The organism is Streptomyces sp. NPDC044033, assembly GCF_056434425.1.
This window is the reverse complement of sequence record NZ_JBWKFF010000007.1, coordinates 41707-56618: the sequence shown is the minus strand read 5'-3', so window position 1 is coordinate 56618 and position 14912 is coordinate 41707. Positions and strand designations below refer to the sequence as shown.

Here is a 14912-nt window from a genome sequence, read left to right as displayed (position 1 = left end):
CGGCGCGGTGCGCACCGGCGGTCGTGTGCGGCGGCCCGTCGTGGCCCGCCGCACAGTGGCCTGGCAGTTCACGTCCTCCTTGCGGCCTCGGGGGTCATTTGAGAAGGTCCCGGACGTGGTCGCGCAGGGAGTCCATCGTGAAGCCCTTGGGGTCTATCTTTCCCGGCTGCCACTCCAGGTGGCCGATGACGGAGCGCTCGCTCCAGCCGTGGTGGCGGCAGATCGCGGCGGCGGCCTTGGCGATCGCCGTCAGTTGGGCCTCGGGCCACGGGTCCTTGCCGTCGCCGAGGTTCTCGCACTCGAAGCCGTAGAAGTGGACGTTTCCGTCGGTGTTGGACTCGTTCACGCGCGGCAGCCGCTTTTCGGCGACCACCGCGCGCAGCACGTCGTCGTCGCCGCGCCCGGCGTGGTTGGCGCGTCCGTGGCCGACGAGGTGGACCGTGCCGTCCTTGGCGATGACGCCGTGGCACAGCGGCCCCGGCAGGTCCGGGTGGCCGTCGCGGCAGAGCTCGACGGTGTGCTGGGTGCCCTTGGTCGCGGTGTGGTGGATGACCACGCCGTTGACCGGGCCCCAGCCGCCGTGGCCGGCGCGGTTGCGGGTGCGCCAGCCGCCGACCTCGACGACGGTGATGCCCTCGTCCTTCAGGGCGTCGATGAATTCGCTCGCGGACATGGGTGGGGCCACGGCCGCCTCCTTTCAGGTGGGGCGGACGCCGGTCGCGTACGTCCGTATGACCTGCTTTTACCGGAAAGTTCGCAGGTGATCCAGGCGTTCGGATATCGTGCGAGCCGATCCGGCCGCGGTTGGATCAGCACATCGACGCCGCAGGGACAGGAAGCTCGGGCCAGTGGATTACCAGGCCGTACTCGAAGAGGTCGCCGCTTTCGTGCGGCCGCTGGTCGGACGCGGCCAGGTCGCCCGGTACATTCCGGCGCTCGCCTGCGTGGACGCGACGGCCTTCGGGATAGCGGTCGCCGACGTCGACGGGGGTGTGTACGGCGTGGGGGACTGGGAGGCCCCGTTCTCCGTGCAGTCCATCTCGAAGGCGTTCAGCCTCGCGCTGGTCCTCGCCGAGGGCGGCGACATGATCTGGGAACGGGTCGGCACGGAACCGTCCGGAAATCCCTTCAACTCACTGGTGCAACTCGAATATGAGAACGGCATCCCCCGCAACCCCTTCATCAACGCCGGCGCCCTCGTCGTCACCGACCGCCTCCAGACCCTGACCGGCGACGCCGGGGCCGCCACGCTGGAGCTGATGCGCGCCGAGAGCGGCAACCGCGGCGTCGGCTTCGACCTGGAGGTCGCCGCCTCCGAGGGCGAGAACGGCGACCGCAACGCCGCCCTCGCCCACTTCATGGCCAGCTACGGCAACCTCGAAAACGACGTCCCCACCGTCCTGGACCACTACTTCCGGCAGTGCTCCATCGAGATGAACTGCCGCGACCTCGCGCTCGCCGGCGGCTTCCTCGCCCGGCACGGGCTGCGCGCCGACGGCACCCGGCTGCTGCCCCGCCGCGAGGCCAAGCAGGTCAACGCGGTCATGCTCACCTGCGGTACGTACGACGCGGCCGGCGACTTCGCCTACCGCGTCGGCCTGCCCGGCAAGAGCGGCGTCGGCGGCGGCATCGTCGCCGTCATCCCCGGCCGCTGCACGCTCTGCGTCTGGAGCCCGGCCCTGGACTCGCGCGGCAACTCGGTGGCCGGTGTCGCGGCTCTCGACCACTTCACCACGCTCACGGGCTGGTCGGTGTTCTGATCGGTCCGTATGTGGTGGCGCTCCTCCGGCCGCGAGCGCATCGTGGGACATACGAGGAGGTGCGACCGCCATGGACCATGAGCTGCGCGCGGAGTACGAGGACGGGACCTCGGCCGGACAGCCGGACGCCGAGGTCAGGGTCTGGCATGTGGTGCGCGAGTACGACACCACCGCCATGTGCGGGCGCGAACTGTCCCCGGTGGCCGCCACCCGCTCGGCCGACGCCTGGGGCACCGGCGAGGTGAAGATGTGCCACTCGTGCGGGGCGCTCTTCCTGCGCGAAGTCCCATGAGCGATCACTATCGCGAACGCCCCTCCACCGTCGTGGACGGTGCCGTGCTGTGGACGCGTACGGCCGCGAAGGAGCCCGGCCGGGTCCTGCCGGACGGGTGCGTGGACCGCCGCGCCGACCCCCAGGCCATCGCCCCCGCCACACGCCGGCCATCCAGCCGCCCGCCGCGTCACGGGCAGTAAATGACCTGCCCCGCGTAGGAGAGGTTGCCGCCGAAGCCGAAGAGGAGGACCGGGGCGCCCGGTGGGATCTCGCCGCGTTCGATCATCTTGGAGAGGGCGAGGGGGATGCTGGCCGCCGAGGTGTTGCCGGATTCGGTGACGTCGGTGGCGATGACGGCGTTGACGGCGCCCAGTTTGCGCGCCACCGGCTCGATGATGCGCAGATTCGCCTGGTGGAGGACGACGGCGGCCAGGTCCGCGGGTTCGATGCCGGCCCGCTCGCAGACCGTACGGGCGATGGGCGGCAGCTGCGTGGTGGCCCAGCGGTAGACGGCCTGGCCCTCCTGCGCGAAGCGCGACGGGGTGCCCTCGATGCGGACCGCGTGGCCCATCTCCGGGACCGAGCCCCAGACCACCGGGCCGATGCCGGGTTCCGCCGCCGTGGTGACCACGGCGGCGCCCGCGCCGTCGCCGACCAGTACGCAGGTGCTGCGGTCGCTCCAGTCGACGACGTCGGTGAACTTCTCGACCCCGACGACGATCGCGTTGGTGGCCGCTCCGGCGCGCAGCGCGTGGTCGGCGGTGGCGAGCGCGTGCGTGAAGCCCGCGCAGACGACGTTGATGTCCATGGTGGCGGGCGCGGCGAGGCCGAGCCGGGCGGCCACGCGGGCGGCCGTGTTGGGGCTGCGGTCCACGGCTGTGCAGGTGGCGACGAGTACGAGGTCGATGTCGGACGCGGCGAGGCCGCTGTTCGCCAGCGCCTTGGCGGCGGCGTTGGCGGCCATCGCGTCGACCGTCTCGTCCGGCTCGGCGATCCGGCGGGTGCGGATGCCGACCCGGGTGCGGATCCACTCGTCATCCGTGTCGACCATGGCCGCGAGGTCGTCGTTGGTCAGCACCCTGGCCGGCTGATAGTGGCCGAGGGCGAGTACGCGCGACCCGGTCATCGACGGATCCTCCTGCTGGAACTGGAGCTGGATGGTTCCAGCCTGGGGCGGTCAAGCGTGGGGTGGTTCACGACGCGCCGGGACGCGTGGGCCTTCGTGGGCAGCGGCCTCGCGGGCGCCCTCCAGGCGCTCGTGGGCACCCAGCGCCCGTAGGCACCCGGAAGCGCCCGTAGGCACACGTCTCGAAAGTACAAGTCCCGACTGTTCAAGTCTCGACTGTACGAGCCCGGTGCGCGGGCATGTGATCCACCAACGTTCGGCCGCCAGAACTGGCGCAACCCGCCGGTCCGGCTGGTCAGTCCTCCTTGAGGGCCTTGGTCTCGCTCTTGATGATGCGCAGGGACTTGCCCAGCGCGCGTGCGGTGTCCGGCAGTTTCTTCGAACCGAAGACCACGGCGATCACCAGCACCAGGATGAGCAGGTGCCAGGGCTCAAGGGCATTACGCAGCACGTCGGCCCCACCTCTCTTCACTCGTCCCCACAGGGTCACTGAGCACCCCACATTACTTGCTAGATTGCGCAACTGAACAACCAATGCCCGTGGCAGTCCGTCTCATTTCCCGGAAGCCGTGTGAAAGAGGCACGTGAGCAAGGTGGTGCGTACATGACCGGGAATCGCGGGACGCGTGGGGCTCGCGGAGCTCGTGGCAATAGGGGCAAGCGCAAGAAGAGCCGTCTGCGTCTCTTCATGGTGATCGGGGTCTCGCTGGTCGTACTGGCGACCGCGGGGGCCGGCTGGGTCTACTTCAAGCTGAACGGGAATATCAACACCTTCGGCGCCGACGGAATCGCCCAAGAACGCCCGAAGAGCAGCGCAGCCGGACAGAACGTGCTGATTATCGGCTCCGACGCGCGTACCGGCGGAAATGACAAGCTGGGCGGCGGCGACAAGGACGACGTGGGGCGCTCGGACACCGCGTTCCTGCTGCATATCTACGGCGACGGCAAGCACGCGGTCGGGGTCTCCATACCCCGCGACAGCCTCGTGGACATACCGCCGTGCAAGCTGCCCGACGGCAGCTGGACCCATGAGCAGACCAACACGATGTTCAACGCCGCCTTCTCGGTGGGCCAGAGCGCCAAGGGCAACCCGGCATGCTCGCAGAACACCATCGAGAAGATGACCGGCATGCGCGTCGACCACACCGTCGTCGTCGACTTCGAGGGCTTCTCCGCCATGACCTCCGCCGTCGGCGGCGTCAAGGTGTGCGTGCCGAAGGACGTCTACCAGGGCGACCTCAACCCCAACCGGGGCTCGCGCGGCAAGCAGATCTTCCCCAAGGGCGAGCAGACCGTCGCCGGCCAGAAGGCGCTGGACTACGTGCGCATCCGGCACGGCATCGGCGACGGCTCCGACATCGGCCGCATCCAGCGGCAGCAGGCGTTCGTCTCCAGCCTGATCAAGAAGATCAAGGGGCAGGGGCTCAACCCGACGACGCTGCTGCCGCTCGCGGACGCGGCCACCAAGTCGCTGATCGTCGACCCCGGCCTCGGCTCGGCCGACAAGCTGCTCTCCTTCGCGATGTCCCTCAAGAACATCGACCTGCACAACATCAACTTCATCACCGTGCCGTGGCGCTACCAGGGCGCCCGGGTCGCGCTCGTCCAGCCCAACGCCGACAACCTGTGGGCGACCCTGCGCGCGGACCGCACCCTCGACGGCGAGTACGCGGGCGGCAAGCAGGACGACCCCAAGAAGTCCAAGCCCGGCGGCGGCTCGCCGGGCAAGGAGTCGGTCTCCGGCGAGGGAGTGGCGGTCGCCGTCTACAACGGCACCACCGTCCCCGGCCTCGGGGCCCGCGCGGCCGGTGAGCTCAAGTCCCACGACTTCACCGTCCTGCGCACCGATACCGCCAAGTCGCAGTCCCACACCGGCACCGTCGTCCAGTACGGCCCCGGCGCCGAGGCCCACGCGAAGACCGTGGCCGGGCTCTTCCCCGGCGCGCAGTTGCAACAGGTCACCGCCGACGGCGTCGCCGTGGTGGTCGGCCAGGCGTACGCGGCGTCCCCGGAAGCCCCCAAGGGCGGCGGGGACGCCTCACCCGACGCGCCCGCCAAGGTCAAGGAGAAGGCCCGCTCGGCGGACACCGACCCCTGCGCCGACCTCTCGTACGGGTGATCGAGCCATGGGAACCGTCCACCCGCGTAATCCGTTTCCAAGTAAACGGCGAGTAATTTCTGTATCGCACCGACATGTGCCATACGGGCACGAGTCATACCGGCACGTTCCGCACCGGCACGTGCCGCACCGCACGGAGGAGAGCCCCCATGCCCGCCACCCGTAGGGCGCTGCCCAGGCCACTGCTGGCCCTGCTCGCCGCCCTGTTCGCGCTGGCCGGCGCGGGAATGTTCGCCCCGCCGGCCCACGCCGACTCCGCCACCGGCGTGCCCAAGGTCGCCGAGGAGCTGCGCAAGAGCCCGGTCTACGTCGACCCGCGCGTCAAGGACCAGCTCCCGGAGGCCGACGCCGAGGCGCTCGCGAAGAAGATCAAGGACGCGGGCAAACCGGTCTTCGTCGCGGTCCTGCCCGAGACCGCCGAATTCCCGAAGAGCCAGAAGCTGCTGACCAACCTGCGCAGCCTCACCGGCATCACCGGCGTCTACGCCATCCACCTCGGCGACAGGGGCTTCGCCGCGGGCGCCGACTCCCGCGTGATGTCCAACAACTCCGTGAACAACCTCTCCGGCGCCGTGCGCAGCTCCTACGGTGCTGACACCAAGGGCCTCCTCAACCGCTTCGTCGACCAGGCCGACGACCAGGCCAAGGGCCACGCCCCGGACTCCTGGAGCGGCGGCTCCGACTCCGACTCCGGGTCGAGCACGGCCGGGCTGGTCACCGGCGGCGCCATCGTCGTCGCGGGCGGCGCCGGCGCGTACGCCCTCTACCGCCGCAGCAAGAAGAAGCGCGATGAGCGCGAGCGCGCCGAGCTGGAGACGCTGCGCGTGGTGGTCGACGAGGACATCACCGCCTTCGGCGAGGAACTGGACCGGCTCGACTTCACGCCCGGCGGCCCCGGCGCCGACGACGCGATGCGCGAGGACTACACCCACGCCCTCGACGCGTACGACACCGCCAAGACGCGGATGGCGGCGGCCACCAAGCCGCAGGACGTGCAGGGCGTCACCGAGGCCCTGGAGGACGGCCGGTTCGCGCTGGCCACGCTCGCCGCGCGGCGCGCCAAGAAGCCGCTGCCCGAGCGCCGGGTGCCCTGCTTCTTCGACCCGCGCCACGGCCCGTCCACGCAGGACGTCGAGTGGGCCCCCGCGGGCGGCGCGCCGCGGACCGTACCGGCCTGCGCGGCGGACGCGGCCCGGCTGGCCGACGGCGAGGAGCCCATGTCCCGCACCGTCCAGACCGCGGACGGCCCGCAGCCGTACTGGAACGCCGGACCGGCGTACGGGCCGTGGGCCGGCGGCTACTTCGGCGGCGGCCTGCTCCCCGGCATGCTCATGGGCACCATGCTCGGCTCGATGATGTCCGGCCCGGCCTACGCCGACTCCGGCTCGTTCGGCGGCGGCGACAACGGCGGTGGCTTCGAGGGCGGCGACAACTCCGGCAGCGACTTCAACCCGGGCGACTTCGGCGGCGGCTTCGGCGGCGGTGACGGAGGCGGGTTCGGCGGCGACAGCGGCGGCTTCGGCGGCGGCGACTGGTGAGTACGGGCGCGGCTTGAGCCCGGCCGCGACCGGTGAGCACGGCCGGCGCGCGGCCGGGCCGGGGCCTCAGCCCCGCGCCGCCGCGCGCCGGTCGTACCGCGCCGCGGCGAGCGCCAGCACCGTCCCGTACACGCTGAGCACCACCGCCATCAGCCCGTAGTACAGGGGCGGCAGCGCCGTCATGCCGAGTACGGGCGCCAGCGGCGACAGCGGCAGCGCGAGCGCCAGGACGGCGAGCGCGGCGGTCGCCACCCGTACCGGCACGGAAGCGCGCCGCCCGTTGCGCAGCAGCAGGATGACCAGCGCCTGCGTCAGCAGGTTCTCGGTGAACCACCCGGCGTGGAACGCCTCCTGCCCCGGCCCCTCGGCCAGCGCGGGCACGGTCAGCGCCAGCACCCCGAAGGTCGCCAGGTCGGCGCAGGCGTTCAGCGCGCCGAAGCGCGACACGAAGCGGGTCAGGGCGCGCGGGCGCAGCACCGTGGGCCGGCGGTGCGCGCCGGGCCCGGGCCGGTCGAAGGCGAGCGCGAGCTGCGCGGCGTCGAAGCAGAGGTTCTGCACGAGCACCTGGGCCGGGAGCATCGGCAGGAACGGCAGCATCAGCCCGGCCGCGAGCATCGCTATGACGTTGCCGAAGTTCGAGGACAGCGTGATGCGCAGATAGGCGGCGATGTTGACGGTCGAGCGGCGGCCGGTGACGATCGCCCGGTCGAGCGCGGTCAGGTCCTTCGAGGCGAGCACGACATCGGCCGCCTCCCGCGTCACGTCCACCGCGTCGCGCGGGCAGATCCCGACGTCCGCGGCGTGCAGCGCGGCCAGGTCGTTGACGCCGTCGCCGAGGAAGCCGGTGGTGTGACCGGCGGACCGCAGCGCCGCCACGACGCGCGCCTTGTGCTCGGGCGAGCAGCGGGCGAAGACGGTGGTGGCGGCGGCCAGCTCGGCGAGCGCCGCGTCGCCCGCGGCGTCGATACGGGCCGCCGTGACGACCTCGCCGGGCTCCAGGCCGAGGTCGCGGCAGGCGCGGGCCGCGGTCCCCGGGTGGTCGCCGGTGAGGACCTTGACGTCGACGCCGCGCCGGGCGAGGACGGCGAGGGCGTCGGCGGCGGTCGGCGCGGGGGTGTCGCGCAGGCAGACGAAGCCGATGAAGGTCAGGCCGCGCTCGTCGGCGGTCGTGTACGGGCGGCCGCGCGCGGGCCGCTCGGCGAGCGCCACGGCCAGCACCCGCAGCCCGTCGGCCGCGCTCTCCTCGGCGAGCCGCAGCAGCCGCGCCCGCCCGCCGGCGTCGAGGGCCCGGGCCCCCGCGGGGCCGGGGCGCTCCACCCCGCCGGGCCCGACGACCCGGAGCCCGGGACCCGAGTCGCCCGTACCGCCGGCCGTACGGAGTCCGTCGCCGTGCCCCGCGTCGTGCGGGCGCACCGCGCCGCCGCCGTACGGACGTACCGCCTCGTCGTCATCGGCCGTACGGAGCCCGTCGTGGGGGTTCGCGCCATACGGGCGTCCCGCCCCGCCCTCGTCCGCCGCCCGGAGTCCGTCACCGCGCACAGCGCCGTACGGGCGCACCCCGCCGCCGCCGTAGGCCGCCCGGTGCCCGTCGGCCCGGTCGCCCTCATCCGGATGCGCCGCTCCGTCGGGGCCGTCGGGTCCGGGTGCCAGCAGGCCGACGGCGCGGTTGTCCGTGTCCGTGCCGTCGGCGCAGCCGACCGCGCGGGGGGCATCCGGGGCGGGGGTCTCCTCCCGGTCCGGCGCGGCCCCCGGGGCGACATGCGAGCAGCGCTCCAGGACGTCCTCGACGGCCCCTTTGACGACCAGCGTCACCTGGCCCGTACGGCCCGGGGCGCGTACGACCGCCGTCGACAGGCGGCGTGCCGCGTCGAAGGGGAGGGCGTCGATGCCGGTGGTCTCGTCGGCGGTCGAGCCGTGTTCCTCGTCGGCGTCGAGAATCGCCTCGTCGAGGGCGTCGGGCGCGGGCAGCTCGGCGAGCTGCAAGGTCCACAGGGCGTTGACGGCGGCCCAGTGCAGTACGTCCGGGTCGGGCGCGCCGTCCGTGCCCACGGCGCGGTCCACGGCGGGGCGGTCCTGGGTGAGGGTGCCCGTCTTGTCGATGCACAGGACGTCGGCTGCGCCCAGGTCGTGCAGCGCGGGCAGCCGCCGGACGATGACCTCACCGCCGCGCGCGAGCCGGGCGGCGCCGCGGGCCAGCGCCGTGGTGACGATGACGGGCAGCATCTCGGGCGTGAGCCCCACCGCGACCGCGACGGCGAACGGCAGCGTCTCCATGCCCCGCCCCCGCACCAGCGCGTTGACCAGCAGCACCAGCGGCGCGGTGAGCAGCATGAACCGGATGAGGGTCCAGGAGATCCCGTTCACCGAGCGGTCGAAGGCGGTCGCGGGCCGCTGCCGCCGGCGGGTGTACGTACCGGAGAAGACCGTGTCCGAGCCGGTGGCGACGACGAGCGCCGTGCCGCTGCCGGAGGCGACGCTGCTGCCCTGGAAGCACAGGTGGGGCTGGTCGAAGGGGACGGCGTCCGCGGCCCGCGACACGTCCGGCGGTGCGCCCGTACCCGCGGCGTCCGGCGCGTGCTTGGCGACGGGCACGGACTCGCCCGTGAGCGCGGCCTGGTGGACGGTGAGCCCGGTCGCCCGCAGCAGCCGTACATCGGCCGGGATCAGATCGCCGGGCCCGAGCCGGATCACATCGCCGGGCACCAGCTCGTCGACCGGCAGTTCGCGGGTGCGGGGCTGCGCCGACTCGTCCTCGCGCCGCTGCACGGTCGCGGTGGTGGCGACCAGGCTGCGCAGCGCGGACGCCGACCGGTCGGCGCGGTGCTCGCCGGTCGAGCGCAGCGCGCAGCTGACCGTGACCAGCACCGCGATCACCAGGGACGTGCCCCAGGAGGCCGCGGTCGCCGAGATCAGGCCGAGGCACAGCAGGACGGCGGTGAACGGGTCGCGCAGGCTGCGCGCGAAGCGGCGGGGCCAGGGGGTGGGGCGCTGGCCCGGCACCGTGTTGCCGCCGTGCCGCGCGAGCCGCTCCTCGGCCTGCGACTCCAGCAGTCCGCGCGGCCCGCTCTCCAGGGCGCGCAGCGCCTGCAGCGTGCTGTCCGCGCCCCTGGTCCGGATGGCCGCGGTCCGTGCGGTCGAGCTCGTGGAACCGGTGCCGGTGCCGGCCTCAGGCACCCAGGCCACGCACGCGCCCGGACCTCGATCCGGCGTCGGCGTCGCGGGCGGCGAGCTGCCCGACCATCAGCCGCACGATGGTCACCACGTTCGGGTCGTCGACCAGATAGACCACCCGGCGGCCCTCGCGGCGCGAGCGCACCAGCCCCGCCAGCTTCAGCTTCGCCAGGTGCTGGCTCACCGCGGGCAGCGCGCCGCCCACCCGCTCGGCGAGCCCGCTGACGTCGCTCTCGCCCTGCGCCAGCGCCCACACGATGTGCAGGCGTGCCGAGGAGGCGAGCAGACCGAAGGCCGCGGCCGCCTCCGACAGGACATGGGCGGGCGGATCCTGCGCGCCCTCCGTGCCCTCGGTTCTCCGGAAGCCTGCCGCCACTGTCGCTCTCCTGCCCCTGTCGGTCGGGGCGTCGATGCCGCCCCGAAGGGGTCATTCTAGGCGTCGGAACGGTTGGCCGTCGTGGTCCGGCGGCGGGTGGCGACGCTCGGTGCGGCGGGCGGGGAACTTTCGTCTTACCCATAAGTAACGTTTTGGTCCGCCGGTCCACTTGCCGTTGTTCCCGCGACAAGCCATGCATGGCGCCGACGACTTCGGGTAGGCGCGCCTTCGCTGACATACGGATGCCAGGGAGGGCGACGTGATTATCGCGGGCGAGACGGTCAGGACAGTGGCGATGGTGGGCGAGCTGCCGTACATCGAGGAGCCTGCCGCGGTGGTGCCACGCGACGCGCGCGATCTGTCGCGGCTTTTCTTCGACCGCCTCGCGGTGCTGGAAGAGGGCACGGCCGAATACCAGTACGCGCGCAACACCCTCATCGAGATCAACCTGTCTCTGGTGAAGTTCGCCGCCGCCCGCTACCGCAACCGCGCCGACCAGATGGAAGACATCGTCCAGGTCGGCACGATCGGTCTGATAAAGGCCATCGACCGGTTCGACCTGAGCCGGGAGGTGGAGTTCACCACCTTCGCCGTGCCCTACATCCTGGGCGAGATCAAGCGCCACTTCCGCGACACGAGCTGGGCCGTCCACGTCCCGCGCCGGCTCCAGGAGCTGCGGGTGGACCTCGCCAAGGCCGCCGCCGAGCTGGCGCAGCGCCTGGACCACACCCCGACCGCCGCGGAGCTCGCCACGCACATGGGGCTCAGCGAGGAAGAGGTCATAGAGGGCATCGTCGCGAGCAACGGCTACACCGCCGGCTCCATCGACATGCCCGCCGACGACGCCTCCGAACAGGCGGGCAACGCCCTCGCCGACCGGCTGGGCGAGCTCGACCCCGGGCTGGAGGGCGTCGAGAACGTCACCGCGCTCAAGCCGCTCCTGGAGGGACTCGGCGACCGCGACCGGCAGATCCTGCGGATGCGGTTCGGCGGCGAGATGACCCAGTCGGAGATCGGCGAGGAGCTGGGCATCTCCCAGATGCACGTCTCCCGGCTGCTCTCCCGCATCCTCACCCGGCTCCGCGTCGGCCTGCTCGCCCAGCCGGCTTCGTAGGCCCGTATCGGCACGTGAGCCGACGCCGCCCTCCTCGCGCATGGGGCCGAGGGGGGCGGCGGCGCGTCCGGTCCGCGGCGTAACACCGGGCGGCGGCGCGTCCGGGCCGCGGCGTGGCACCGGCTCTCAGTGCCGGCAGCCGCTACGGGCCTCGGCAGCGGGCTTCAGCTCGCCCACCCGCGCCTCGCCCACCCACGCGTCGAGGCCGCCCTTGAGGATCGCGGTCGCCTCCAGCTACCGAGGTTCGGAAAGCGGCCGGTCGGGAGGCTCGGCGGCGCGCAGCGCGTCCAGCACCACGCGCACCGCCGCGCGCGGCGGCGATCCGTGGCGGACGGCCGCCGTGATCGTGCGCGTCACAGGCGCCGCGAGCTCCCTGGAGGCGACGCGGTAGCGGCTGTGGTCGACGGCCAGCCCGGGCAGCAGCGCGATGGAGAGCCCGGCCTCGACGTGCTGGAGCGCCATCATGTAGTTGCTGAAACGGCCCACCACCCGCGGCTCGAACCTCGCCTGACGGCACAGCCGCAGCGCGAGATTGGCCATGTACGACTGGGGCATGTCGAACGCCCACGGCTCGTCCGCGAAGGCCGCGATGTCCACGGCGCCGCCCCGCGCCGCGGGGTGCCCGGGCGGGAGCACCAGCCGGATCGGGTCCGTGGCCAGCGGCACGAGGTCGAGGTCCGGGCCCAGCGGCAGCTCGTCGAAGTCCGTCGTCGTGATGACGATGTCCGCGTCGCCGCCCCGCAGCGCGGGGATGCTCGCGTGCGGATCCAGCTCCAGCAGCTCCACGTCGAGGTGCGGGTACGCGCGTGCCAGCCGGGTCACCGCCGGTACGGCCATGGTGTGGATCGCGCTCTGGAACGACGCGAGGCGCACCAGCCCCGCCGGTTCCTCGCCGAACCCGCGCAGCTCCGCCTCGACGCTGTCCATGTGGTCGAGGATCGCCCGCGCCCGCCGCGCCAGGATCAGCCCCGCCGGAGTCAGCCGCACCCGGCGCCCCGTCCGTTCCAGCAGCTGTGTGCGCGTCTCGGCCTCCAACACGGCGAGCTGCTGGGACACGCTCGACGGGCTCATATTGGCGGCCTGAGCGACCGCCCGGACCGTGCCCAACGTGTCCAGCCGGCTCAGCAGCCGCAGCCTCCAGGGGTTCATCACCCCTCCATTGTCGAGTGACTTGTGCGGCTCCGCCGAACAGCACGGCCGGAATCGTGAGATGGACGCACCGCTTCCGCCCGCCCTACGGTCGGCGGCATGGCTGCTTCGACCTCCACCACGCGCCCCGCCTCGACGCCCGCCTCGACCGCGGCGGCGCCCTCCGCCGCGTCCTTCTGGGCCGATGCCGAGCGGCATGTGGTCCGCTACGGTGGCGAGTTCACCCGCGAGATCATCGACCACGCCGCCGGGAGCTTCCTGTTCACCGAGGACGGCCGGAAGCTCCTCGACTTCACCTCCGGGCAGATGAGCGCGGTCCTCGGCCACTCGCACCCGGAGATCGTCAAGACCGTCCAGCGGCAGGTGGCGACCCTCGACCACCTCTTCAGCGGCATGCTCAGCCGCCCGGTGGTCGATCTCGCGCGGCGGCTGGCCGGCACGCTGCCCGCCCCGCTGGAGAAGGCGCTGCTGCTGACGACCGGCGCCGAGTCGAACGAGGCCGCGATCCGGATGGCCAAACTGGTCACCGGCAAGCACGAGATCGTCTCGTTCGCGCGCTCCTGGCACGGCATGACGCAGGCCGCCGCCTCCGCCACGTACAGCGCGGGCCGCAAGGGCTACGGCCCGGGCGCGCCCGGCAACTTCGCGATACCCGTGCCGAACACCTACCGGCCCGACTTCACCACGGCCGACGGCTCCCTGGACTGGCGCCGCCAGCTGGACTTCGCCTTCGACCTGATCGACGCGCAGTCGACCGGCAGCCTGGCCGCGTGCCTGGTCGAGCCGATACTCAGCTCGGGCGGAGTCATCGAGCCGCCGCTCGGCTACTTCGCGGCCCTGCACGAGAAGTGCCGGGAGCGCGGCATGCTGCTGATCCTCGACGAGGCCCAGACCGGCCTCTGCCGCACCGGCACCTGGTACGCCTTCGAGCGCGACGGCATCGTCCCCGACATCCTCACGCTGTCCAAGACGCTCGGCGCCGGGCTTCCCCTCGCGGCCGTGATCACCAGCGCCGAGATCGAGCGGGAGGCGTACGAGCGCGGGTTCCTGTTCTTCACCACGCACGTCGCCGACCCGCTGGTGGCCGCCGTCGGCAACACCGTCCTCGACGTGATGCTCGACGAGAAGCTCGACGAACGCGCCCGGTCGCTCGGCGCCTTCCTCCACCAGGGCCTGGCGGACATCGCAGGCCGCCACGAGGTCGTCGGCGACGTCCGCGGCCGGGGCCTGCTGGCCGGGGTGGAACTCGTCGTCGACCGGGAGACCAAGCAGAGCTCGCACGAGCTGGGCGCCCGGGTCACCCGGCGCTGCCTCGAACTCGGCCTGCACACGAACATCGTCCAGATCGCCGGCATGGGCGGAGTCCTGCGGATCGCGCCGCCGCTCACCGCCACGGAGGACGAGCTCTCGCTCGGCCTGGACATCCTGGACCAGGCGATCGGCTCCGCCGCCCGCGCCCGATCAGGGGGATGACACGGGCTCTGACCTGAGCGAGGACCACTTCTCCTACGGGCCCGCTTCCCCCTCGGGCCCGCTTCCCCCTCGGGCCCGCTTCCCCTACGGGCCTAGGACGGCCTTCCCGCGACGGTCCCGGGCCCGGTGAGCCGCGGTGTGCCGGCGATCCGGGCCGGTGCCGGGACAGCGGTGGCCACGGGGGGGAGCGGCCGTGGCGCCCATAGGCGTCACTGGCTCAACGGCTGAGCGATCCGCTCCTCCGACTCCCGGAAGCCGTCTTCCCGCGACCCGTCCGCCGACTGCGGTATCCCCGTCCCCACCGGCCGCAGCCAGGTGGCCCGCACCGTCTTGCCCGCCGCGTGCGGATCCACTTCGAGGCAGGTCGCCAGCCGCTGCACCATGTGCCAGCCGAGCCCGCCGCCCCCGCTCAGGTCCGGGGTGCGCGGTACGGGCGGGGCGGGGCTGGAGTCGTCGATCTCCACCACCAGCCGGCCCTGGCAGGCCCGCAGGCACAGCCGCCACCAGCCGGAAGTGTGCCGGATGGCGTTGGTGACGAGCTCCGAGACGACCAGCATCACCGCGTCCCGGTCCGCCCATGGGCAGTCGCTGGCCAGGAACTCCGCCGCGGCAAGGCGGGCCCCAGCGGCGTCGGACTGCTGGGACTCCATGACCACCATGCGCGGCCGCCTCTTCTCTTCCACCGAATTCTCGTTCAAGGGATTCTCACCCGAGAAACGCTTACCCAGCGATCAGCGGCTCATGAGCACTCCGGTGGACGAGCGTATGTCGAGCGCGCACTCGACGGAAGCTCGGATTCGCTGGACGGTGGA

13 protein-coding genes and 1 pseudogene are annotated in these 14912 nt (G+C 72.6%); 7 read left to right on the top strand and 7 right to left on the bottom strand.

The features are described from left to right. Nucleotides 1-94 precede the first annotated feature (94 nt). Nucleotides 95-685 (bottom strand): N-acetylmuramoyl-L-alanine amidase, encoded by a 591-nt coding sequence (locus AC07AB_RS14770; RefSeq protein WP_478565612.1) that lies wholly within the window; start codon nt 683-685, stop codon nt 95-97. Between the two features lie 163 nt (nt 686-848). Here AC07AB_RS14770 and AC07AB_RS14765 point away from each other — a divergent pair, with 163 nt between their 5' ends. The 3 genes from AC07AB_RS14765 to AC07AB_RS14755 all read left to right on the top strand — a co-directional run bounded on the left by AC07AB_RS14765 (nt 849) and on the right by AC07AB_RS14755 (nt 2234). Then, nucleotides 849-1760 (top strand): glutaminase, encoded by a 912-nt coding sequence (locus tag AC07AB_RS14765; protein ID WP_478565609.1) that lies wholly within the window; start codon nt 849-851, stop codon nt 1758-1760. A 70-nt stretch (nt 1761-1830) separates the two neighbouring features. After that, nucleotides 1831-2052 carry a hypothetical protein gene (locus tag AC07AB_RS14760; RefSeq protein ID WP_478565606.1) on the top strand — a complete coding sequence of 74 codons (222 nt, stop codon included), beginning with the start codon at nt 1831-1833 and terminating at the stop codon, nt 2050-2052. Further along, complete coding sequence (locus tag AC07AB_RS14755) at nt 2049-2234, top strand: hypothetical protein (RefSeq protein ID WP_478565603.1); 186 nt, start codon at nt 2049-2051, stop codon at nt 2232-2234. The genes AC07AB_RS14760 and AC07AB_RS14755 overlap by 4 nt, the downstream gene beginning before the upstream one ends. Here the strand turns inward: AC07AB_RS14755 and AC07AB_RS14750 are convergent. Together AC07AB_RS14750 and tatA are read right to left on the bottom strand one after the other, a co-directional pair. Next, entirely contained in the window at nt 2222-3160 is a 939-nt protein-coding gene (locus AC07AB_RS14750) for a beta-ketoacyl-ACP synthase III (protein ID WP_478565600.1), read from the bottom strand. The genes AC07AB_RS14755 and AC07AB_RS14750 overlap by 13 nt on opposite strands. Nucleotides 3161-3458: 298 nt before the next feature. After that, nucleotides 3459-3611 (bottom strand): annotated as a pseudogene (tatA, locus tag AC07AB_RS14745) (Sec-independent protein translocase subunit TatA); the annotation flags it as partial. Nucleotides 3612-3764: 153 nt separating this feature from the next. On the opposite strand from tatA, the gene AC07AB_RS14740 reads away from it, so the two are divergent. Continuing rightward, entirely contained in the window at nt 3765-5279 is a 1515-nt protein-coding gene (locus AC07AB_RS14740; RefSeq protein WP_478565597.1) for an LCP family protein, read from the top strand. 149 nt (nt 5280-5428) lie between these two features. Further along, complete coding sequence (locus AC07AB_RS14735; protein WP_478565594.1) at nt 5429-6817, top strand: hypothetical protein; 1389 nt, start codon at nt 5429-5431, stop codon at nt 6815-6817. Nucleotides 6818-6883: 66 nt separating this feature from the next. Here AC07AB_RS14735 and AC07AB_RS14730 read toward each other — a convergent pair whose 3' ends face one another. Further along, on the bottom strand, nt 6884-10000 hold the full coding sequence (locus AC07AB_RS14730) for an HAD-IC family P-type ATPase (RefSeq protein WP_478565591.1): 3117 nt from the start codon (nt 9998-10000) through the stop codon (nt 6884-6886). Beyond that, entirely contained in the window at nt 9984-10364 is a 381-nt protein-coding gene (locus AC07AB_RS14725) for an ArsR/SmtB family transcription factor (protein WP_478565588.1), read from the bottom strand. Before AC07AB_RS14725 ends, AC07AB_RS14730 begins: the two co-directional genes overlap by 17 nt. 295 nt (nt 10365-10659) lie before the next feature. Here AC07AB_RS14725 and AC07AB_RS14720 point away from each other — a divergent pair, with 295 nt between their 5' ends. Next, nucleotides 10660-11478 (top strand): RNA polymerase sigma factor SigF, encoded by an 819-nt coding sequence (locus AC07AB_RS14720; protein WP_478566288.1) that lies wholly within the window; start codon nt 10660-10662, stop codon nt 11476-11478. A gap of 234 nt (nt 11479-11712) precedes the next feature. On the opposite strand, the gene AC07AB_RS14715 is transcribed toward AC07AB_RS14720, so the two are convergent. Beyond that, nucleotides 11713-12627, bottom strand: coding sequence for a LysR family transcriptional regulator (locus tag AC07AB_RS14715; protein ID WP_478565585.1), 915 nt, complete (start codon nt 12625-12627; stop codon nt 11713-11715). 99 nt (nt 12628-12726) lie between these two features. Between AC07AB_RS14715 and AC07AB_RS14710 the strand changes: the two genes are divergently transcribed. Continuing rightward, nucleotides 12727-14100 carry an aspartate aminotransferase family protein gene (locus AC07AB_RS14710; RefSeq protein WP_478565582.1) on the top strand — a complete coding sequence of 458 codons (1374 nt, stop codon included), beginning with the start codon at nt 12727-12729 and terminating at the stop codon, nt 14098-14100. A gap of 209 nt (nt 14101-14309) precedes the next feature. Here the strand turns inward: AC07AB_RS14710 and AC07AB_RS14705 are convergent, their stop codons facing one another. Continuing rightward, the gene (locus AC07AB_RS14705; RefSeq protein WP_478565579.1) at nt 14310-14783 is read right to left on the bottom strand and encodes an ATP-binding protein; all 474 of its coding nucleotides are present in this window, start codon (nt 14781-14783) and stop codon (nt 14310-14312) included. Nucleotides 14784-14912 lie beyond the last annotated feature (129 nt).

What these genes read in the sequence shown, in the direction of transcription:
- AC07AB_RS14760 (WP_478565606.1), top strand. Translation starts at nt 1,831, where the DNA reads ATGGACCATGAGCTGCGCGCGGAGTACGAGGACGGGACCTCGGCCGGA.
- AC07AB_RS14755 (WP_478565603.1), top strand. Translation starts at nt 2,049, where the DNA reads ATGAGCGATCACTATCGCGAACGCCCCTCCACCGTCGTGGACGGTGCC.
- AC07AB_RS14750 (WP_478565600.1), bottom strand. Translation starts at nt 3,160, where the DNA reads ATGACCGGGTCGCGCGTACTCGCCCTCGGCCACTATCAGCCGGCCAGG.
- AC07AB_RS14740 (WP_478565597.1), top strand. Translation starts at nt 3,765, where the DNA reads ATGACCGGGAATCGCGGGACGCGTGGGGCTCGCGGAGCTCGTGGCAAT.
- AC07AB_RS14735 (WP_478565594.1), top strand. Translation starts at nt 5,429, where the DNA reads ATGCCCGCCACCCGTAGGGCGCTGCCCAGGCCACTGCTGGCCCTGCTC.
- AC07AB_RS14720 (WP_478566288.1), top strand. Translation starts at nt 10,660, where the DNA reads ATGGTGGGCGAGCTGCCGTACATCGAGGAGCCTGCCGCGGTGGTGCCA.
- AC07AB_RS14715 (WP_478565585.1), bottom strand. Translation starts at nt 12,627, where the DNA reads ATGAACCCCTGGAGGCTGCGGCTGCTGAGCCGGCTGGACACGTTGGGC.
- AC07AB_RS14710 (WP_478565582.1), top strand. Translation starts at nt 12,727, where the DNA reads ATGGCTGCTTCGACCTCCACCACGCGCCCCGCCTCGACGCCCGCCTCG.